Annotated in this window: 14 protein-coding genes and 2 pseudogenes; 9 read left to right on the top strand and 7 right to left on the bottom strand. The window is 68.4% G+C overall.

Going from position 1 to position 20212, the window contains the following annotated elements; translation table 11 throughout:
* The first annotated feature begins 629 nt into the window (after positions 1-629).
* Positions 630-1655 carry a GNAT family N-acetyltransferase gene (locus ACZ7M3_RS41660; protein WP_472070714.1) on the top strand — a complete coding sequence of 342 codons (1026 nt, stop codon included), beginning with the start codon at positions 630-632 and terminating at the stop codon, positions 1653-1655.
* Positions 1656-1832: 177 nt separating this feature from the next.
* On the opposite strand, the gene ACZ7M3_RS41655 is transcribed toward ACZ7M3_RS41660, so the two are convergent.
* From ACZ7M3_RS41655 to ACZ7M3_RS41640, 4 genes are all read right to left on the bottom strand, one after another.
* On the bottom strand, positions 1833-2381 hold the full coding sequence (locus ACZ7M3_RS41655; RefSeq protein ID WP_472070712.1) for a GNAT family N-acetyltransferase: 549 nt from the start codon (positions 2379-2381) through the stop codon (positions 1833-1835).
* Between the two features lie 214 nt (positions 2382-2595).
* Complete coding sequence (locus ACZ7M3_RS41650; RefSeq protein WP_472070756.1) at positions 2596-3960, bottom strand: S41 family peptidase; 1365 nt, start codon at positions 3958-3960, stop codon at positions 2596-2598.
* Positions 3961-4534: 574 nt separating this feature from the next.
* Positions 4535-5593, bottom strand: a complete 1059-nt coding sequence (locus ACZ7M3_RS41645; RefSeq protein WP_472070710.1) for a CU044_5270 family protein — start codon at positions 5591-5593, stop codon at positions 4535-4537.
* Positions 5590-6297 (bottom strand): RNA polymerase sigma factor, encoded by a 708-nt coding sequence (locus tag ACZ7M3_RS41640; protein ID WP_472070708.1) that lies wholly within the window; start codon positions 6295-6297, stop codon positions 5590-5592. The genes ACZ7M3_RS41645 and ACZ7M3_RS41640 overlap by 4 nt, the downstream gene beginning before the upstream one ends.
* 296 nt (positions 6298-6593) lie before the next feature.
* On the opposite strand from ACZ7M3_RS41640, the pseudogene ACZ7M3_RS41635 reads away from it, so the two are divergent.
* A pseudogene (locus ACZ7M3_RS41635) lies at positions 6594-7014 on the top strand (DinB family protein); the annotation flags it as partial.
* 522 nt (positions 7015-7536) lie between these two features.
* Here the strand turns inward: ACZ7M3_RS41635 and ACZ7M3_RS41630 are convergent.
* The gene (locus ACZ7M3_RS41630; protein ID WP_355311260.1) at positions 7537-8145 is read right to left on the bottom strand and encodes a type 1 glutamine amidotransferase family protein; all 609 of its coding nucleotides are present in this window, start codon (positions 8143-8145) and stop codon (positions 7537-7539) included.
* Between the two features lie 509 nt (positions 8146-8654).
* Here ACZ7M3_RS41630 and ACZ7M3_RS41625 point away from each other — a divergent pair.
* From ACZ7M3_RS41625 to ACZ7M3_RS41615, 3 genes and pseudogenes are all read left to right on the top strand, one after another.
* Positions 8655-9244, top strand: a pseudogene (locus ACZ7M3_RS41625) (helix-turn-helix domain-containing protein).
* 195 nt (positions 9245-9439) lie between these two features.
* Entirely contained in the window at positions 9440-9853 is a 414-nt protein-coding gene (locus ACZ7M3_RS41620; RefSeq protein ID WP_472070706.1) for a YciI family protein, read from the top strand.
* Position 9854: 1 nt separating this feature from the next.
* Positions 9855-11000, top strand: coding sequence for an RNA polymerase sigma factor (locus tag ACZ7M3_RS41615; protein WP_472070704.1), 1146 nt, complete (start codon positions 9855-9857; stop codon positions 10998-11000).
* 802 nt (positions 11001-11802) lie between these two features.
* Here the strand turns inward: ACZ7M3_RS41615 and ACZ7M3_RS41610 are convergent.
* Complete coding sequence (locus ACZ7M3_RS41610; protein WP_472070702.1) at positions 11803-12798, bottom strand: helix-turn-helix transcriptional regulator; 996 nt, start codon at positions 12796-12798, stop codon at positions 11803-11805.
* A gap of 243 nt (positions 12799-13041) precedes the next feature.
* Here ACZ7M3_RS41610 and ACZ7M3_RS41605 point away from each other — a divergent pair, with 243 nt between their 5' ends.
* The 4 genes from ACZ7M3_RS41605 to ACZ7M3_RS41590 all read left to right on the top strand — a co-directional run bounded on the left by ACZ7M3_RS41605 (position 13042) and on the right by ACZ7M3_RS41590 (position 17784).
* The gene (locus tag ACZ7M3_RS41605; protein WP_472070700.1) at positions 13042-13620 is read left to right on the top strand and encodes an ester cyclase; all 579 of its coding nucleotides are present in this window, start codon (positions 13042-13044) and stop codon (positions 13618-13620) included.
* A 180-nt stretch (positions 13621-13800) separates the two neighbouring features.
* A complete protein-coding gene (locus tag ACZ7M3_RS41600) occupies positions 13801-14565 on the top strand; it encodes an SDR family NAD(P)-dependent oxidoreductase (RefSeq protein WP_472070698.1) in 765 nt (254 codons plus the stop codon).
* 151 nt (positions 14566-14716) lie between these two features.
* The gene (locus tag ACZ7M3_RS41595) at positions 14717-15562 is read left to right on the top strand and encodes an SDR family oxidoreductase (protein ID WP_472070696.1); all 846 of its coding nucleotides are present in this window, start codon (positions 14717-14719) and stop codon (positions 15560-15562) included.
* 671 nt (positions 15563-16233) lie between these two features.
* On the top strand, positions 16234-17784 hold the full coding sequence (locus ACZ7M3_RS41590; protein ID WP_472070694.1) for an APC family permease: 1551 nt from the start codon (positions 16234-16236) through the stop codon (positions 17782-17784).
* A 649-nt stretch (positions 17785-18433) separates the two neighbouring features.
* On the opposite strand, the gene ACZ7M3_RS41585 is transcribed toward ACZ7M3_RS41590, so the two are convergent.
* Positions 18434-18904, bottom strand: coding sequence for a GNAT family N-acetyltransferase (locus ACZ7M3_RS41585; RefSeq protein WP_472070692.1), 471 nt, complete (start codon positions 18902-18904; stop codon positions 18434-18436).
* Positions 18905-20212: the final 1308 nt, after the last annotated feature.

The following is a 20212-nucleotide window of genomic DNA, read 5'->3' as shown; positions in this document are numbered from 1 at the left end:
GGCACGGTGACGGCGTCCAGGCTGTCCGTGCCACGCACAGGTGTCAGCAGCACGATCCGGCAAGGACAGCAGCATCCTCGTCCACTCCTCGTACGAGCCCTGGTCCCGGGCTCAACGACGGGGGGCGAGGATGCTGGCCGAGGTTCGCAGAGCGTGCGGGGCCCCTACGATGCGCGATGACCCTGCTCAAAGGACCCGCGCTGCAGCGCCATGGCACAAGACTCAGAACAGCGACTGCAGCGACCCAGCGGCCGACAGCAGTGCGGTCCCGGCCGGCGCGGAACCCGCCGCTCTCCGTGCTGACACGACCTCAACCACCTGCGGCGCCGGACCGTGATCCACGTGCTGGAGGAGACCGTCCGGCACGCGGGGCACCTGGACGTCAACGCCCAGGCCAGGACGTGTCTCGTCTCGGACTGCTGAAGAGCTATTCCTCGTCGCGCACGTCGCGGCGGCCATGCCATCGGGCCAGGCGTCGACGTGGCGTGGTGCCATGACCGGATGGGTTCACCGGTTGCCTCCCGATCGCTTCAAAGAGTCGCCGGGTACGCTCCTTTCAGTCCTCGGTCGAGGGGAGTTGCTGAGTGGCCCGGTTGAGTAGCCCCGTTCTGCGCACCCAGAGGCTTGTGATGGAGCCGATCCGCCGCGGGGACAGCGACGATCTCTTTGAGGCTGTGGTCAGTCAGGACGGCGTCATGCGATGGCTGGCGACCGGCCGGGCGGACAGCCGGTCTGCGGCCAGGGCCATGTGCGACGACCACGTCGCCCACTGGACCAGACACGGCTACGGCGACTTCGCGGTCAGGGATGCTGCAACGCACGCGTTTCTGGGCCGGGTGGGACTGCGCAATCGGGCCCGGCACGGAGTTGACCTCGGCTTCGCCGTGCAGCCACTGGCCCAAGGCCGTGGGATCGCCGGCGAGGCGGGCCGTGCGTGCCTGGACCTGGCGTTTCGCCGCCTCTCGCTCCCTGCCGTCTTCGCGTTCGTCCTGCCCGACAACACGGCCTCGATCGCGGTACTACGCCGCCTGGGTGCCCAGGCGGACGGGCCTGTCCAGTCCAGTGGCCTACATTGTCTGCGCTTCCGGTTTGACCCCGCCGGCACGGCCGCCGCGGAGCATGTGGTGGTGGACGACGGTGGCGCGGACCTCCCATTGATCCATGTGCTGGGCCCCGGTTCTCCGACTGATGGAGCCGCACTCCGCGATGGCCTGCCCGACCCTTTCGGGGTGAACGGGCTCGCTCTGGTGTGGGACGACAAGCAGTACACCCTCACCGCTGTCTCCGAAGGTCGGCCGGTGGCTTCCGCGGGATGGCTGCTGCGGGACATGGCCTTCGACGGATCGCCGCGCCGTACGGCGGGGTTGGGCGGTGTGCTGGTGCACCCCGCCCATCGAGGCCAGGGCATCGCCCGGACGCTGATCAGCGTGGCGGTCGAACACGCACGAGCGGCCGGCGCCGAGACGATGATTCTGCTCTGCCGCCCGGACCTGGTCCCGCTCTACGCACAGCTGGGATGGAGCCGACTCTCCGTACCCGTCACCTTCCAGCAGCCCGACGGCGCTCGGACCTCGCCACTGACCACCATGATCTACGACCTCGCCGGCCTACCCCGTCCGACCATCAGCGTGGACCTGCGGGGCCTGCCCTTCTGATGCGCTGGGCAAGATTCACAGTACCGTCGGGCCGCTTCGGCAAAGTGCTTCCGTCCTGGAGATCCGGTTCCAGCTCAGCCTCCGAGCAGTGGCCACGGTGAGGACGGCTGGGCACCTTCAGGCGCCTTCGAAAAAGTCGCTCTGATCAGCCCGCTGATCCAAACAGAACTGCCCGGCTCAACCGGACGGCGTGACCGAGGACCACACGCCGAACCACTGCTCGGCGCCGTAGTCCTCGAACCGCTCCACCTCGGTGAACCCCAGCTTTGCCGCGAGGCGCATCGAGCGCTCGTTGGCGGTCTGGGTGCGCAGCACCACCGGCTTGCCGGGAAGCGCGTCGGCGAACCAGTCGAGTGCCGCTGCGCACGCCTCGGCGCCGTACCCGCGTCCCCATGCCTCCGGCAGGAACAGGTAGCCGAGCTCGGCCTCCCCGACATCCGGACGGACGTGCCCCGGACTCTCCGCGTCGTGCCGATCGAGCTTGACCATGCCGATCATCGCTCCGTCGAGATCGATCACGAAAAGGCCAGGCCGCCGTCCGGATGTCTCGGGCACCGCGCGCTCGAGCTCATCACGCGGTCGAGGGCCACCGAGGTAGGTATGCACCTCCGGTGAGGCGAGCAGCTCGATGAACGCCGCACGATCTCGGGCCTCGGGCACACGGAGCACGAGCCGTTCTGTTCTGATCGAGGCAGGTGGCCAGGCCACAGGTCCGAGTCCAGTCATGGCGGGCAACCTATCGCACGCCAGTGAGAGTGATCCGAAAGTGAAAGCCTGGCCGCCCTCACCCTGCAATGGCGGGCGATGCTCACCCGCCTTCGCGCAGTACTCGCCCCGCCGCCACCTTCCTTCGCTCTCTTCGATGTCCAGCCTTGACGGAGCGTCACTCGGCACAGAAGTCGAGCGCCGGCACTGCTGTCGGGCAGGAGGCAGAGCGGCATTACTCGGCCTTGCACCGTATTACTGCGAGAGCCTGTGCGAACGCGGAGTCGTGGGTGCCCTTGGCGATCTCCTGAACGAAGTTGCCTGCGTGGATGTCAGGCGGGATGCCCTCACCGTCGAAGGTCTTGCCGTCGGACGGCGTGAGGTATTCCTCGTTCGGCAGGCCGAAGGTCCAGCCGTTCGGGAGGATGCGCTCCAGAACGTCCGAGAAGACGCCCTGCGTGTTCTGTCCAATCCGTACGGTCCTCGCCGGGCGCTGTATGAGGGCCTGGGTGAGGGTCTCGCCGGCGCTGTAGGTCTCACCGCCGGTGAGCACTGCGACAGGGCCGGTGTACCGGAACCGGTCGGGTGTCGGCTGGACGTGTACCGGCTGTGGGCGGGTGTGGCGACCTGGGTCGGTCGGGTCGTTGCGTGCCCGCTTGGCGTAGGCCACGTACGCGCGGTCGGTGAGGCGCTCGGCGACCTGCAGCGCCAGCGCATCGGAACCGCCCCCGTTGATCCGTAGATCCAGCACCAGACCACGGAGCCCTGGCCTGATCACCTGGCTCAGCGTCTGATCCAGGATGGCGCTGTTGCGCGCGTAGGTAGGGCTGTTGTCGTCGTATCCACCGAAGCCGGAGATCCGCAGGTAGCCGGTTCCGTCCGGCAACCGGGCGTATCCGATGCGCCCGTTCGCGAAGGTCCGCAGTCGCGTGCCGACGAGGTCGTGCTGCTCGACGAACGCCTGGGCCTGCTGGTCAAGTCCGGGGCCGGGGATCATGGTGCCAGGGCGGCTCTGCCCGAAGCCCCCGGTGTCACCGGCGTCGATTCCCACGTGCGCGTCGTACAGCGGCAGCACCATCTCCCGCAGGAGGGCGAAAAGTTCGGTGTCGGGCATACCGTCGTAGACCCCTGGGCGGTATCGGTCCCTGACTGCCTGCCAGTCGATCTTCTTGGCTGCGAAGAAGGGATAGTTTTCCTCGAAGGTCTGCCAGAAGACGTCGAAGGTCGCCGACGCTCCCGTCGGTGCGGCCTTGGCGCAGCTGGCAGGCAGTGCTGGAAGGCGCAGCAGCCTACGGTCGCCGACCGAGCCGTCGAAGTGCAAGATCGCGCCGGCTCCGCCCGCTGCGGGGCGTATCCGGTAGACGGTCGCGTCGTCGCCGGTATAGGTCACCGAGCCGCTGCCACCCTGGCCGGTGCGCCGGGCCGTGGCGCCTCGCAGACAGCTGACGGCGGTCGCCTGGTATTCCTGCAGCCGCCCGTCCTCAAGGGAAAGCACGGTGCCATAGCCGTCCACGCGCCACACTCCATCGATGCGGTCGGCTGCGTGCGGCGCGGCAGCGACGGGGCCCACAGCCAGCTCCGTGCCGGCTACCAGGGCCAGTAGGACAACGGCCGCGGTGCCCCTGTTCCTCGTTCGCCCCCTGAGCCCTCTGGCTTCTTTGACCGGTAAGTTCCTGCTGGGCACGCTCGCTCCTTCATGTCCGCCTGGTCAGCTACGAGAATCATGATTCTCGACAAGGTCCTGACCCGGTATCCGGCTGACCGGCCCACCCAAGCGGGGGTGAACCCCACCCCAGCGTCGTCAGCGAACCGGAGTTCGGGCATGTGGCATGAACGCCCAGTGCTGTCAAAAGTCGGTTCTGGCATAGATCTTGGGGAGCGATCGCGGCCGTCACTGAACGCCCTGTCTGACCGTGAGACCAGCTCGGCTGCCGCCTGCAACCGGACCGCCAGACGGTACGCCGCTGCCGGCACAGCGTGCATCACCGCTTCCGGGCTGTCGCGGGGTCTGTCCGAAGGCCGCCCGAACGGCTCGTGGCGCGGCTTCCCTCACCTTCGACGCCCGCATTTGCACGGCGTCCATCAGCGAACTGAAGAGCTGTCAGCCGTACCACGCGGGAAGGGCGTCCGCCGGAGCGGACGCTCTTTGGCTGCGCGGTGGCGCCGAGGCCGACTCAGGATGAGCTGACCGGCACCTCACCCGTCTTGTCCGCGACGCCAATTCCCAGGAGCGCGCTCTTGGTTGTTCCGAGGTAGACAAGACTCGACGAGTCGAAGACCCAGGCGTAGCCTTTCGGGGCGCCGTCGAACGTAAGGCCGATACCCTGCCGCCCTGCGGCGTCCTTGACGCGGTCCACAACGCGCACACCTGGGAGCTTGGCGGTGGCACGGTAGAGCGCGGCACTGAGGTCGGGCAGCAGGGTGGCGTCATCGAGTATGGCTCCGAGGTTCTCGACGACCACTTCCGTGACGCGGCTCGCTTCCACATTCTTGGCGTCGCCGGAGAGCTTCTTCAGCAGCGCTTCGGGATCGGTGGGCAGAGCCTGAAGCTGCCGGAAGGTCAGGTATCCAGTACCGATCATGTCCATGACCAGCTTCTTGGAAGGGTCGGTGAGCGCGACGCCCTTCCTCAAACCGTCCCGCTTGCCGTCCACCGAATCCCATTGCTCTTGTCGGACGGTCCCCTTGTACTCCTCCGCCTTGAAGGTCCCCTTGCGCTTCGCGTGCTCTTCGGGACTGCTGAAATCGATGCCCAACTCGCCCGCCGATCCTTGGGACTTGGTGTAGATGTACTGGTCGTCGCGTACCGTGACCGCCGGGCGGTCGGCCGCCGCCAGGGCGATCCGGTCCAGCAACTGTGTGGCCTTCCGGTGGTCGTCCGCGGTGACATCTGCGGCGGCGGTGTCACGCTTGCCGTCATGTGCGCTGTCGACCGCCACCACGCCCAGGCCCACGACAGTGGCCAGTGCCAGCGGCGCCGCGACGAGAACGAGACGCCGGCCGGGGCGCCGACGTGCGGGGGTCTCAGGTGAGGCGCTCGGGGAGGTGTTCGGTGAGGTGTTCGTCGCACCCGACTGCTCACGGGTGGCCTCGTGGGTGATGTGCTCCATCAGGTGTTCCCTCAGTACGCGGTGGCGGTCCTGCGCGAGCACCGGACGGCCCGGCGCGGGCAGCAACTCGGCCAGATCCTGGTAGTCGACCGGCTGATCGCGTCGTCGCGGGTTGGTGTTCATCGCTTCTTCTCCTGCGTGGACCGAGCCGCCTGATGGCGGCTACCCAGTGACTGTCCGACCGCGGCGGGGCGTTGCACTCCGCTCGGCCCGATGCCGCCTTGCGTGCCGCGGCTGCCGCCGCCGTTCATGCTGCCCGTGCCGCCTGTGCCACCCGTGCCGCCGTCGAGTTCGAGCTCGGTGAGCTTGCGCAGGCGCTTTCTCGCGCGCGAGAGCCGGGCCCGTACGGTGCCGACGGCCACGCCGAGAGCCTCGGCAGCCGTGGCGGCGTCCAGGCCCTCCCACACACAGAGCGTGAACACCTCGCGCTCCCCGCGGCGCATCTTGCTCAACGCCTTCTGCGCGGCGGCCAGTTCCTCGGTGTCGGCCAGGCGTTGTGTCACCTCGTCGGCGAGGTCCGGCACGGGATCGGGGGGTAGGACTCTGGTGAGTGCGGCCTGGTGTCTTCGCGCCGCCCGCGCGGTGTTGCGCGTGACGTTCGTAGCGATCCCCAGCAGCCACGGGCGCAGACTGTCGTCACCCGGAAACACCCGCTCACGCAGCCGCCACGCTTCCAGGAAAGTCAGCGACACGATGTCATCGGCCATGACCCAGTTGCCGGTCATCCGGACGGCATGCCGGTGGACCACCGAGGCGTGCTCGTCGAAGAGTTGCCCGAACGCATCCGGATCCCCGGCCCGCACGCGGGCCCGCAGTGAAATCTCCACACTCCTCCCTGTCCTCTGCGCGGACCGCGCTGCGGTGATCCACGTCACACCGGGGCCGGACCAACCCTGCACAGCACATCACCGGACCGCTGCAACCAGTCCCGCTTCTCGGACCATTCGCCAGCGAAGAGTCCGGGGGCCCTGGCGACCACGCCTTGGGGCTCGCGGTCGGAGCATGGCATCCCAGGCGGCCGGTGAGCATCTCGCCGGCCTCCAGGGTCGGAACGGACGTCACCGCTCATCCAACCCCTCAAACCGCTCGGACCGCTCGAACCGCCAACGCTGGGAACCTATGTCTTGGCGACGAGGAAGACCTGTGGGAGCCGGTGCCTGGTTGCTGGTCGATCCGGCGTCGGGGCTAGGGGGCGGCGCCCAGGGTGTTCGGGCTGGGCGGGTGGGTGCTCGACTTAGGCGAGGCTCGCCCACACCGGTGCGCCGGAGCCCGACGCGGCGCCGGTCGCGACCATCGCATGGCGGCTGGGGCATCTGCCCAAGATCGCCGATGACTGGAGTGTGAGTGCCGAGCGGGTCGAGCAGATCTTCCACTTCGCGGGGGGATGGGACTGGACCTTCGGGGAACGCCCCAGCTTCTCGCAGTACCCATACGGCTCCGACCCCGACGACCCATACATTGCCGTGCTGTCGGGAGCCAACCTCGAATTCATCCATCACATGGCCGAGATCGCGTTGCTCCGCGACCTGTGGCGGGCCCGCTTCGCCACTCCGGGTAGCCACCTGTTCGAGCATCGTGGCCCGAGCAGCCCCTCGCCTAACACCGCGGCGGCCCCCGGAGTCGTCATACCGAACTCAGCTGTCAGCGCTTCGAGTTGCTCGATCACCGCGGTGGGCGCCAGGGCGCGAAGGCCACGAGGACGAGCCATTCGGCCCGCGGGGCGAGTACCCACCGGAGCATGGCCTCGTCAGACCTGTGCACGAGCTTGCTCATTCTCGTAAGACGGTGCAATCGCGGCTCAGGGTCGCAGGGATTCCTGACGGCCGAGCCGGCCTTGCAGCGACCGACGCTGTCTCGGCTCGGCGATGGCGTGTTCCACCATGATCCACCGCTGGGATCGGCGGCGGCTGCTGTCGTAGGTCTTGGCGTGCGCGAACAGTCCTGGGGCGGCGCGAGACGAGAGTACTGCGGCATGTCGCGCGTGCCTCTGACAATGCCACGCACTCAATGCGGTCCGGAGTCGTCGCCATGACCGCAGGCGGCCCCGCAGGACTGCTCGCGGGGCATCAGCCCAGTACGGCCTCTCCCGCGTGGACGGCACGCATGGCGCGCGCGACAGTCTCCTGGTTTTCGCCGACCGGAGCCACGTACCCGATGACGTCGCGCGCGGCGTCCTCCCCGAGCATCCGGGTGATCACCCACGTGGCGAGATACTGGGACGCAAGACAGCCGCCCGCTGTAGCGATGTTCCCCTCGGCGTGGAACGGCGCGTCCAGCACGGTGACGTCGCAGGCTTCGACAAAGGGCCGGCTCGTCATGTCCGTGCAAGCCGGCATGCCACCCAGCAGACCGAGCCGCGCAAGGACCAGTGCGCCGGAGCACTGTGAACCGATCAGCTGTCGCGAAGGGTCGAGCGGCAGCCTGGAGATCAGCCGGTCGTCGGCGACCACGTCTCGCGTCTTCACTCCGCTGCCGATCAGCACGACGTCGGCTTCGGTCACGAACTCCATCGGGCGCTGCCCGGTCACCTCGACGCCATTCATTGACGTGACCACCGGCGTCGGCGTCGTGATGAAGGCTTCCAAGCCGTCCTTACGGCACCGGTTGATCAGCGCGGAAGCGATGAAGCTGTCGAGCTCGTTGAACCCGTCGAAGGTGACCACGGCTACCTGCATCACAACTCCTTCAAGCACGGCAACAGATCTGCAGTTTCGCTGGCGGGCCGTTCCGGAGCGAGGGCCAATCCTTGACTGGTGGCATGCCTAGCGCGGCTCTGCGCTTCGACCTCCGAGCCTGAGCACCGTACTTACTTGACCTACTCGTCCCCCCGACCCGCCGACCCGTCGACGTCCCGAGGCTCTCCAGACTCAGTTCAGCTCAGCGAGAGCACAATCGTGCTCGCCCTCGTCCGTGGGCGCACACGCGACTGTCCGCCGACGATCTCCGCCGCGTCAACTGCCACGGCCCTTCCAGCTCGCGGCCGAGAAGAAGCCCATCATCCAGGTCGATGGACCGCACCAGAACCAGCGTCTGATCCAGCGCGTCGGCCGGTGTCGGCGCGCCCGGGACCAGGGCCGGTATGACACCGGCGTCGTCCGCGATCTCCTGAAGGGCTGCCAATGTCCTGAGTCGGAGATTCGTCGTTGGTCTGGTGTGAGTCTGTCCTGGACCGAAGATCCCGCCGATGGCGCTGTCTGATGCGCTGAGGTCGCGGATCGTCCTGGAGAGTGCGGACGAGCAGGCGATCGCGGAGGTCGCCCGGCGGCTTGGCATCACCACGGACACCGTTCGTCTCTGGCGCCGGCGCTTCCTGGAGCGTCGGCTCGACGGCCTGTGCGACGAGCCGCGGCCCGGTGTCCCACGAGAGATCACCGACGCCGACGTCGTACGGGTCATCGTGAAGGCGCTGGAGGAGACCCCGAAGGACGCCGCTGACTGGTCGACGAGGTCGATGGCCGCGGCGACCGGGATGTCACAGTCGGCGGTCTCGCGGATCTGGCGGCGCCGGGGGGGTGCCTGAGCGCCGCAGCCACGACTACGTGCGCGCGGGCACCACGACCCTCTTCGCAGCCCTGGACACCGCGACCGGCAAGGTCATCGGCTCACTGCACCGCTGTCACCGCGCGAAGGCTCCGCCGTGGCGTCCACCACTCGGTCCAGACCCTCGAACGCGGCATCCGGGCCTGGCTCGCCGACTGGAACGACCATCCACGACCGTTCGTCTGGACGAAGACCGCCGACGACATCCTCGACAAAGTCGCCGCCTACTGCTGACGAATCTCCGACTCAGGACACCAGCCCCGTTCGGCGAACCGTCGCGATGGACCCGGACATCGCGAGGCGACTCCCCCAGGCTCATCTACGAGAGCCAAAAAAGAATCGGGCGGCGATGTCGAGAACCCGTGACCGGCTCCGTCCCTGCAGTGAACGCGACCACAATGGGTCGCACCAGCATCGAGGAGAAGCACGATGGCCAAGTACTTGCTGCTCAAGCACTACCGCGGCGCCCCGGCGGCGGTCAACGACGTGCCGATGGACCAGTGGACGCCGGAGGAGATCTCGGCGCACGTGCAGTACATGAACGACTTCGCGGCCCGGCTCGAGAAGACCGGCGAGTTCGTCGACGGTCAGGCGCTCGCGCCCGAGGGGACGTGGGTCCGGTACGACGGCGAGGGGCGCCCGCCGGTCACCGACGGCCCGTTCGCCGAGACCAAGGACGTCATCGCGGGCTGGATGGTGATCGACGTCGACAGCTACGAGCGCGCCGTCGAGCTGGCCGGGGAACTGTCGGCCGCCCCCGGGGCGGGCGGGAAGCCGATCCACGAGTGGCTCGAGCTGCGCCCGTTCCTGGCCGCGTCGCCCACCATCACGGAGTGCCACTGAGATGAACGAGGCCCGGCTCCGGAGCCTCACGCCGAGCGTGCTCGGGATCCTCGTCCGCCGCGGAGCCGACTTCGCGGCGGCCGAGGACGCCGTGCAGGACGCGCTGGTCGAGGCGGTCCGCGTCTGGCCGGCCGACCCGCCGCGGGACCCGAAGGGCTGGCTGGTCACCGTGGCCTGGCGCCGGTTCCTCGACGCGACCCGGGCGGACGTCGCCCGCCGCCGGCGCGAGGACCGCGTCGACGAGGAGCCGGCGCCCGGGCCCGCGCCCGCGGTGGACGACACGCTCCAGCTCTACTTCCTGTGCGCCCACCCCTCGCTGACGCCGTCGTCCGCGGTCGCGCTCACGCTGCGAGCCGTCGGCGGGCTGACCACCCGCCAGATCGCCCAGGCCTACCTTGTGCCCGAGGCGACCATGGCGCAGCGCATCAGCCGGGCCAAGCGCACCGTCGCCGGCGTGCGGTTCGAGCAGCCCGGCGACGTCGCCACCGTGCTGCGCGTCCTCTACTTGGTCTTCAACGAGGGCTACTCCGGCGACGTCGACCTCGCCGCCGAGGCCATCCGGCTCACCCGGCAGCTCGCGGCCGCGATCGACCACCCCGAGGTGGCGGGGCTGCTCGCCCTCATGCTGCTCCACCACGCCCGACGCGCCGCCCGGACCGCGGCCGACGGCAGCCTGGTGCCGCTCGCCGAGCAGGACCGCGTCCGGTGGGACACCGAGTCGATCGCCGAGGGCGTCGAGATCCTGCAGGCGGCCCTCGCCCGCGACCGGCTGGGCGAGTTCCAGGCCCAGGCCGCCATCGCGGCACTCCACGCCGACGCACGCACCGCCCAAGAGACTGACTGGGTGCAGATCGTCGAGTGGTACGACGAGCTCGCGCGCCTGACCGACAGCCCGGTCGTCCGGCTCAACCGCGCGGTGGCCGTCGGCGAGGCCGACGGACCGCGCGCCGGCCTGGCCGCGCTCGCGGCACTGGACGACGCACTGCCCCGCCACACCGCGGTGGCGGCCTACCTCCACGAGCGCGACGGCGACCTGACCACGGCGGCACAGCTGTACACCGAGGCGGCCCAAAAGGCACCCAACCTCGCCGAACGCGACCACCTGACACGCCAGGCCGCCCGGCTCAACGCCCGCGGGCGTCACTGACGGTCTCCTTCGGCTTCGCCCGCAGCACTTGGCGCGGCCCCGTGGTCAGAGCAGTCGCCTCCACATACGGAGGCGGTCGAGACCAACTGCACGACGCGCTGTCGACGGGGAAGCCAAGGAGAGGCTGCAGGAGTATCCGAAGGCGCCGCTACACACCCGACCTGCTTCGACCGGCCACCATTGTCCCCGCCCACTTTTGCCTTACCGGCTCTCCCTCATAGGGCCCGCCGCACCGACCGCCTCGCACTGCTGACCGAAGAGCTGAGCGAACGCGGGAGTGATGCCGCCGGCGCCGCTGGAAGCCCTGCGCGTCGCGGAGTGGGACCGGATTCGATCAGCCGCAGCAGGTCGGGGTGTACTCGGTCGCGGAAGCCGCCTGCCTGCGCCCAGGCGCAGTGCCCTGCCGAGGGCGTCGACGACCTGGGGTAAAGGGCTGGTTTCGCGGCCCTGTTCCAGACGGACGTAGTAGTCGGCGCTCACGCCCGCCAGCACGGCGATCTCTCCCGGCGCAGGCCCTTCACACGGCGGGTACCGCCCCGCCGACGGGCAGCCCGACGTCGGACGGTTCCAGGCGGGCACAGCCGGCGCGCAGGAAGTCACCAAGGGCCTTGGCAGGCGCGTTCCGCATGTGACCGACAGTATCGCGCGGACGACTGACCGCACCTGTGAGCGGCCGGGCTGAGGCCACAAGACGCGGACGCAAGGAGATTCCTCTTGGTGTCGGGCCGCTCGGTCCATCCAGGCTACGCGAGCGGCCAAAGGCGTTGACGGCTCCCGCGGAACGACCCGCCCGGTCCGTCGATCAGTCGGGTGTCTCGGCAGACTTGGGTGTCTCGGCCGACTCGGTCGGCTGGGTCGGCTCGGAGTCGTTGGTCGGTGCGGACCGCTCGATGTCGTCGTCGGCCGCGGTCCAGCTGGCCAACAGGTTCAGTGCCTCTTGCGAAGGTGACCCGGGCTCGGCGGTGTACGTGAGAAGGCTCTGGCCGGCGTCGGCTCCCAGTGGGAAGGCCTCGAAGGGCAGGTCGAGGTCCCCGACGACCGGGTGATGGAGGAGCTTCATCCCCGAGGTGTGGATCCGGACGTTGTGGGCGGCCCAGCGGCGACGGAACTCCTCGCTGCGGGTGGACAGCTCCCCGATCAGGTCCGACAGTCGCCGGTCGTAGGGATCGCGGCCCACCTCGGCGCGCAGCATGGCGACCGTGTCACCTGCGACCTTGTCCCAGTCGCGGAAGAACTCGGTCGCGCCGGGGTCGAGGAAGACGAACCTGGCGTTGTTGGGCGGGCGCACCGGGTCGGCGTAGACCGGTGAGAACAGCGCGCGGCCGAGTTGGTTGGCGGCCAGGATGTCCAGGCGTCCGCTGAGTACGAACGCGGGCGTGCCCAGCATCGAGTCGAGGACACGCTGCACCGTGGGGCGGACGCGCTGCTGGGCCGGGCGGCGGCGCGGCGGACGGGTCGTGTTGGCACCGCGCAGGAGGTCGAGCAGGTGGGTTCGCTCGGCCTCGTCGAGCTGCAGCACTCGCGCGATGCCATCGATGACGCTCTCGGAGACGCCGGTGGCGTTGCCGCGCTCCAGGCGGGTGTAGTACTCGCTCGAGATGCCCGCGAGGAGGGCGACTTCCTCGCGGCGCAGCCCGGTGACCCGTCGGCGGTCTCCGTACACGGGCAGTCCGACCTGCTCCGGGGTGACCCTGGCCCGTCGCGTGCCCAGGAATTCCCGGATCTCCGCGCGGAAATCACCGCGGAAATAACCGCGGATATCGCGGTTGGTGTCGTAAGGGACGTTTCTGCCTGCCATGGGCTCCACTCTACGAGCGCTCCCGCATTGCTGGGGGTCCCTCTCAGTACCCCCTCTCAGCAGGGTCTCCCGCCGTCCCGTGACAACCGGTTCCGTAGATGGTGCACCGCCCACGGTGGTGTGAATCGCCCGGATGCGGCGGCACGTCCGCCGCCCGTCGGCGGCCTCTCTGCGGAGCCGTCCGCGCCGCGATTCTCCGCAACAGCGACACGATCCTCCGGAACAGAATCAGAAGGACGAACAATGCGTCGACACACCAAGCCGGCCGTCGTACTCACGACGCTGGCAGCGCTCACCCTCTCGGCCTTCGGAGCGGGTGCTGCGGACGCGGCCGGCACGGCGGACGGCACCACCGACTCCGGGTCGACGTCGCGTGCCGCCGCGGAATCGTCCTCGTGGAACCACGGGACCGCCCGGGCGAACAAGCGCATCATGGAGCGCTTCACCAGTGAGTTCCTGCCGACCGGTGACCCGGCACTGGCGAGGAAGTTCATCAGCCCGGACATCGTCATGCACTTCGGCGGCCGGACGCAGCAGGGTCGAGACACGTATCTCGGCGTCGTCGCCGCGAACATGAAGGCATTCCCCGACCTCAAGTGGACGGTGGAGGACATGCGCGCCGAGGGCGACGCCGTGGCCATCCGCTACACCATGACGGGCACCCACAAGGGACCGTTCGCCGACGTCGAGGCAACGGGCAGGGCCATCCGCGCGGAGAGCATGGCGTTCTACCGCCTGGCCCGCGGCAAGATCGTCGAGGAGCGCGCCCAGCTCGACATGCTGAGCATCCTCCAGCAGATGGGCGCCATACCGGCCGCGTAGCAACGCCCCGCTTCACCCGGCATCCCCTGCGCCCGCTCCCCCTCCCCGCCGCACCCGCCGCCACGCCCATGCGGTGACCGGCGCTCGCCTCGCCCTCCGCACGGACGAGTCCGCCCCCCACCGCCCCAGCACCTCGCACCGCACATCCAGTGATCCAAGGAAAGAGAACAGGACACCCCCATGCCATCCACCCTGACCGGCACCGTCACGCTCGTCACCGGCGCGAGCAGCGGCATCGGCGCGGCCACCGCCCGCCGACTCGCCGAGGACGGCGCCTCCGTCGCCCTGGTGGCTCGCCGCAAAGGTCGTCTGGACGAACTCGCCGCCGAGATCGAGAAGGCGGGCGGCACCGCCCTGGTGGTGGAAGCCGACATCACCGACCGCACCCAGGCCGAGGACGCCGTACAGCAGGCTGTCGAGCACTTCGGACGCCTCGACATCCTGGTCAACAACGCCGGCCTGATGCTCCTGGGGCCCGTCGTCGGTGCGGACGTCGACGAATGGGAGCGCATGCTCGCCGTCAACGTCCAGGGCCTGCTCCACACCACCCACGCCGCCCTCCCACACCTGCTCAAGGCTGCCGAGGACGGCTCCCGCAAGGTCGCCGACATCGTCAACATCAGCTCGATCGCCGGCCGCGTCGCCTGGAACGGCTACGGCGTCTACAACCTCACCAAGTTCGGCGTGAACGGCTTCACCGAGTCCCTGCGCCAGGAGGTCACCCAGCGGCACGTCCGCGTCGGCGTTCTGGAGCCGGGCGGCGTGGACACCGAACTGGGCTCGCACAACAAGCCCGAGATCCAGGGCGCGATGATCAACCCCTTCTACGAGACGACCGAGGTCCTCACCCCCGACGACATCGCCGACGGCGTCGCCTACATGGTCACCCGGCCTCGCCACGCCTCCATCGGCGAGCTGTGGATCATGCCCACCGACCAAGCCTGACCGCGTACGGCCGCGTCGCCCGCCCCCTCCGCTGCCCTCCCCTCCCCCACACACCGGCCATCCACCGTCCGGCCGACCGCTGGCACGGACACCACGCGTCATCACCGCACGACACCGGGTGCCGCACCCCGGCACCTGAAAGGAACCCCTCATGAGCAAGGTCATTCTCGTCACCGGCGCCGCACGCGGTCTGGGCACGGACATCGTCCGCGAAGCCCTCGCCGCCGGCCACCAGGTCGTCGCCACCGGCCGCCGCCCCGAAGAAGTCGAGAAGAGCTTGGGCGGACCGCAGGACAACCTGCTGGTCACCAGGCTGGACGTCACCAGCCTGGAGGACGCCGAGGCCGCCGCCCAGGCCGCCGTCGACCGCTTCGGCCGCATAGACGTCCTGGTCAACAACGCCGGCAATTTCTTCGCCGGCTACTTCGAGGAGATCACGCCCGCGCAGATGCGCCGGCAGATCGAGACCAACCTCTTCGGCCCGATGAACGTCACCCGCGCCGTCCTGCCCGTTCTGCGGAAGCAGCGTGCCGGCCACATCATCACGCTCTCCTCCTCCGCCGGTCTCATCGGCCAGGAGTTCTGCGTCGCGTATGCCGCCTCCAAGTTCGGCGTAGAGGGCTGGATGGAGTCGCTGCGCTACGACGTCGAGCCCTACGGCATCCGCACCACGGTGGTGGAGCCCGGCTTCTTCCGTACCGAGCTGCTCGTGGACGCCTCCACCACGTGGCCCGAGCCGACCATCGACGACTATGCCGAACGCACCATCGCCACCGTCGCGGCCTGGAAGAACATGAACGGCCGGCAGACCGGCGACCCCGCCAAGCTCGCCCGCGCCCTGCTCGCCATCGCCGACCAGGACGAGCCGCTGCTGCGTTTCGTCGCCGGCGCGGACGCCATCGAAGGCGTCGAGGCCAAGGCCAGGGAACTCCTCGCCCAGGCCCAGGCATCCCGCGAACTGGGCGGCAACCTGGCATACGACGACACCATCGCCTGAAAGGGGCACGGATGGTGCCGCCGACGCCTCGATGGTCTCGGTCGTCCGGACCCCACCGAAGAAGTTGACATCGAAGACGCCGAGAGGGTCCGGGCCGGTCAAGCGGGGTCACTGGGATCGCCGTGCGGCCCGTGCACGCCGACGCTGTTGGTCAGGACGTCGATCACGCCTCCGTCGCCGCAGCGGCGACGGAGGTGTCACTTCGTGGACGGAGGCGTCGCCTCGTGGTCGGTGTTCGCACAGAACAGTGACGGCATTCGCAGCACACCGCCGCTTCGGCGTCACCGGCGGCTGCCGGCTCCACGCGGATGCCGTCCAGGCGGAATTTCGCGGAGATCCAGGTGCGCAGCGCCTCGACCGAGGCGAAGTCGACAGTCGGATCACGTCTGGGGCCGTCAGCATGAGTGGGTCAAAACGCAACCGTGCGCCCCTTCCGCCCAAGCGCGGGGTTTTGGGCTGGGTTCACACTCGGACGTCGTTGGAACGATTCGGGCGGTCGCTCCACACCGTCACTGACTTTCCCCGCAACGTACCGAGTACATTTCGACGGTGTTTCCGGCGGTGCACCGAACTTGGGATTTGGTCAAGAATGGGATTCAACCCTTGTCGCCCGTCGGATCACCGACACACCATGTGCCGAACATAACGACGCTCATCAGCAGGAGGCCCGGGTGTCCGCTGGTCTGTCCAAAATCGAGGTGGAGACCACCACTCTCGCAGCGGAGTCCGAGCGGAACAAACTCCGCAAACACTTCGGCCGCTTCGACATCCTGTTCTTCCTGGTCTGCACCCTCGTCGGCCTCGACACCATCGGTACGGTGGCCGCCTCCGGAGCGGAGGCGTTCACCTGGCTGATCGTGCTGGCCGTCATCTTCTTCGTCCCGTCAGCACTGCTCACCGCGGAACTGGGCACGGCTTTCGCCGAGGAGGGCGGCCCGTACATCTGGACCAGCCGGGCCTTCGGGCGGCTGGCCGGAGCGGTCAACAACTTCCTCTATTGGGTGACCAATCCGGTCTGGCTCGGCGGCACTCTCTCCGTCTCGGCGGTCGCCGCGTTCACCACCTTCTTCAATGACGGCAAGGATCTGAGCACCCCCGCCTTCTACGTCTTCACCCTGCTCTTCATCTGGGTGGGCGTGCTCGCGGCGATTCTCTCCTTCGATGTCGGCAAGTGGATCCCCACCGCCGGGGCGTGGTCCCGTTTCGTGCTGCTCGGCCTGTTCACGCTCACCGTGGTCATCTACGCCTTCAAGCACGGCCTGCACGGTTTCGGCTTCGGCGACTTCTCCCCCACGTATGCCGGCTTCGTCGGTCTGGTCCCGGTCCTCATGTTCAACTACGTCGGCTTCGAATTGCCCAACACCGCGGGCGACGAGATGACCGACGCGCAGAAGGACGTCCCCTACGGCATCTTCCGCGCCGCCGGGCTCGGCGTGCTGCTGTACGGCCTGCCCATTCTCGGCATCCTGCTGGTCCTTCCGGTCAAGGCCATCACCGGTCTCGGCGGCTTCCTCGACGCCATCCGCCAGGTCTTCACCGTCTACGGCGGCCACGTCGCCTCCGACGGCACAGTCACCCTCAGCGGGGCCGGGACCGTGCTGGGCGATCTGGCCGCAGTGATGTTCATCCTGACTGTGCTCTCCTCGGGCGTCACCTGGATCATGGGATCGGACCGTGCGCTGGCGGTCTCCGGGTACGACGGCGCCGCGCCGCGCGGCCTCGGTGTGATCTCCGAACGGTTCGGCACGCCGGTCAGGGTCAACCTGCTGAGCGGAGTGCTCTCCACCGGCGTACTGATCCTCGCCCACCAGCTCACCGGTGGTGACGCGGGCAAGCTCTTCGGCGCCGTGCTCGGGCTCGCCGTCTCCACGACGCTCATCAGCTACCTCGGCATCTTCCCGGCGCTGCCGGTGCTCCGCCGCAAGTACCCGCAGGTGGAGCGTGCCTACCGGGCCCCCGCTGCCTGGCCGATCACGATCGTGCTGACGCTGCTGATCCTGTTCGCCTCGGTGCAGTTGCTGGTCCCGGGCGCGCCCTTCGACTGGTTCAGCTCGGACTTCCGGCCGGACGGCTGGAGCTACAGCGAGCGCTGGACCTATCTACTGACGGAGGCGGTGCCGCTGGCCGTCTTCATCGTCACGGGCGTGATCTTCTGGGCACTCGGCGCACCGACGCGCGCCAAGACCAAGAAGACGGCCGCCACAGGAGTGACCCAGGGTTGAGCGCCTGGCGGAAACGCGGCGGGCCTGGCAGTCGAGTTCGTCGCGGTACTCGAGCTGGGCCAGCCGTACGCCGTGCCCGTCGAGCGTGGTGCTGCCTGCGCGCCCTTGTCGGCGTGGGACCCGCGTGGATAGTTGGGGTGGCACCCGGCCGCGGGGTGGGAGGCGGGTGCGGAGGGGAGAGGCGTGTACAGATACGTCCACCATGAGTTGATGACAGTCGCCGAGGCGCTGTGCGCCCTGGCCGTCAACGGGATCGTCGTGCTGATCGTGCGCGGCGTTCCCAAGGTCGATGCCGCCTGGTTGTTCGTCGGCACCCTGATCGCGGTCAGCGCTGTGTTCGGAGCGATCGTCTGCACCCGGTCGAGTTGGCTCGGCGGCAAGAAGCAGGACTTCGAGAACGCGGCTTCTCTCACGAACCCCGGCCCAGTGCTGCCGACGCAAGGCGAGTCTCTGCGCCGCAGCTTCGACTGGGGGCTTCCTTTCCCTTCTTGTCGTGCCCACCCTGGTCGCCGCCCTGGTGTGGGAGCCGTGGTTTGCCTTCTGGCCGCTGGCTCTTCTGCCGGACCGGCTGTCCGCCGGGATCTACGGGCTGTATTGGGAACGGCGCCACAACGTCCTGCTATGGCGGGGCAACGTTGCGGCGCCGGGCTCAGATCAGCGTCAAGCGCATCAGGTCGATCTCCTCGCCTCGAGCCCGCGCGAAGCACCGACTGCTCCCCGTGCCGACGAAACCGCACTTCTCCAGCACGCGGATGGACCCGGAATTGTCGGCAGCGGCGTCGGCGTACAGCGGCCGGGCGGGCTCCAGCTTGATCAGTTCGGCAAGCGCCGCGGTGGCAATACCCTGACCCCAATGAGCCCGTCCGACGACGTACGTGACCTCACGCTCCGACGGCGGCCCGAAGACGGCGGCGTGCCCTGCGACGACACCGTCGGCGAGAACGGTTCGCACGAGCACCGAAGCGTCCGAGCGCACCTTTGCCCAGTGCTGGTCGAAGTGGCCACGGTCGTAGTGGTACTTCCTGGTCACAGCCGCCATCTGCTGCAACACGGGGTCCGTCAACTGCTCCCAGAAGAAAAGCAGATCGCTGTCCTGAAGTTCACGCAGGGATACGTCCATAGGCGCAGTCTCAGCCTCCACAAGATCGCTACCAAGGTGGCAGACCCAGCGTAGACCCGGCTGTCAGTTACAGAACTGCTTTTTGCAGCCTCCCAGTCGGCACATCGCGGCCGCGTTCAGCCTCCGAGGGCAGTCCGCGTACCGGGACTCCCCACCATCACGAACTGGAGCGACGAATTGAGAGAGCGGGACATCACGCCAGGATCTCACCACCGCGTTTGTCGGAGAAGCGCGAGGATTCCAGCCATGCGCCCGTTCCGAGGAAAGCCGTCCGGCACTGCAACCCATGCCACGCCGGTACGGATGGCATGGCCAGACACTTCAAGGTTCCGGCGTTCCTCAGTTCCTGGTCAGTGGCGGCTGGGCGGATGACGTCGACAGGAGCAGAACGGAAACGAGCGCGAGCGCCACGGCGCAGGCTCTCCGTGCGGCTTTCAAGGCATGGGTCATGTGCTCTCCTGGATTCAGGGAACAGAGGAGCCGGCCAATCCCTGGGGTCTGACCCTGGCACGGCAGGCCCAACTGCCGTGGAACATACGGCCGACACTTTCGCCGCCGCCTCGGCCTGCGCCCGGCATTCCCGGACGATGTCCCGCGGACAGCTCAACAGGGCACGAAGGAAACCGGACGGCCTGAATGATCACGTAGGCGACCTCACCTGAGCCCACATCCGTCCGGCTCTTCGTCAGGTCCACCCCAATGACCAGTTGGCCTTCGCTTCGGCGCCATGTACATACCGCCGCAGCGCACGGTCGGTGGCGCCGGGTAGACGTAGTAGTCGTCCGAAAGCCTCTCTACTCGCCCTATCGCGATGCTGGTTCGGGCAGAGAGGCCGTGGATCCGGGCCCGAGGCAAGCCCCACGCGGCACGGAGAGACTGTTCAGCGCACAGGTTGTCCAGGGCAGAGTGGTGGGACAGCCCTTGGGCGGCACCAGGGGCACAGCCGAGAGCGTCTTGCCGGGCGTCCGCGGTCGGGCAGGCCGGTGGCCGCGGCATCGACTGCGTGTCGACTCTGCCGATCGGCAGACGCTTCGAACCTCGTGGAACCGACCCGTAATCCATTCCGTCGGCCGCCAGACTGGAGGGCCAATGAAGCCACGGCTTACCTGCGTTGGCAAACGGGCTCGTCACCAGCTCATCGAGCCTTGGGCTCGTCCGAGTTGAGCGTGGAGATCCCAGTGCAGGGTCGCAGCCGGCTCGTACAAGGAGAAGCTTGTGAAAGTTGCGCGATCGGCACTGATGCGGCGTGCCCTCGTTCTGCTGAGTGCTCTGGGAGGAGTGCTCGCCCTATGCGCCAGTCCGGCACAA

The organism is Streptomyces sp. NPDC111656, from assembly GCF_055656965.1.
This window is presented reverse-complemented; position numbering and strand designations above follow the sequence as displayed.

Bases quoted from the DNA above. Each gene is read 5' to 3' on its own strand.
- ACZ7M3_RS41585 (WP_472070692.1), bottom strand. From the start codon at position 18,904: ATGGACGTATCCCTGCGTGAACTTCAGGACAGCGATCTGCTTTTCTTC.
- ACZ7M3_RS41615 (WP_472070704.1), top strand. From the start codon at position 9,855: ATGAACGAGGCCCGGCTCCGGAGCCTCACGCCGAGCGTGCTCGGGATC.
- ACZ7M3_RS41595 (WP_472070696.1), top strand. From the start codon at position 14,717: ATGAGCAAGGTCATTCTCGTCACCGGCGCCGCACGCGGTCTGGGCACG.
- ACZ7M3_RS41655 (WP_472070712.1), bottom strand. From the start codon at position 2,381: ATGACTGGACTCGGACCTGTGGCCTGGCCACCTGCCTCGATCAGAACA.
- ACZ7M3_RS41630 (WP_355311260.1), bottom strand. From the start codon at position 8,145: ATGCAGGTAGCCGTGGTCACCTTCGACGGGTTCAACGAGCTCGACAGC.
- ACZ7M3_RS41645 (WP_472070710.1), bottom strand. From the start codon at position 5,593: ATGAACACCAACCCGCGACGACGCGATCAGCCGGTCGACTACCAGGAT.
- ACZ7M3_RS41600 (WP_472070698.1), top strand. From the start codon at position 13,801: ATGCCATCCACCCTGACCGGCACCGTCACGCTCGTCACCGGCGCGAGC.
- ACZ7M3_RS41620 (WP_472070706.1), top strand. From the start codon at position 9,440: ATGGCCAAGTACTTGCTGCTCAAGCACTACCGCGGCGCCCCGGCGGCG.
- ACZ7M3_RS41605 (WP_472070700.1), top strand. From the start codon at position 13,042: ATGCGTCGACACACCAAGCCGGCCGTCGTACTCACGACGCTGGCAGCG.
- ACZ7M3_RS41610 (WP_472070702.1), bottom strand. From the start codon at position 12,798: ATGGCAGGCAGAAACGTCCCTTACGACACCAACCGCGATATCCGCGGT.
- ACZ7M3_RS41660 (WP_472070714.1), top strand. From the start codon at position 630: ATGGAGCCGATCCGCCGCGGGGACAGCGACGATCTCTTTGAGGCTGTG.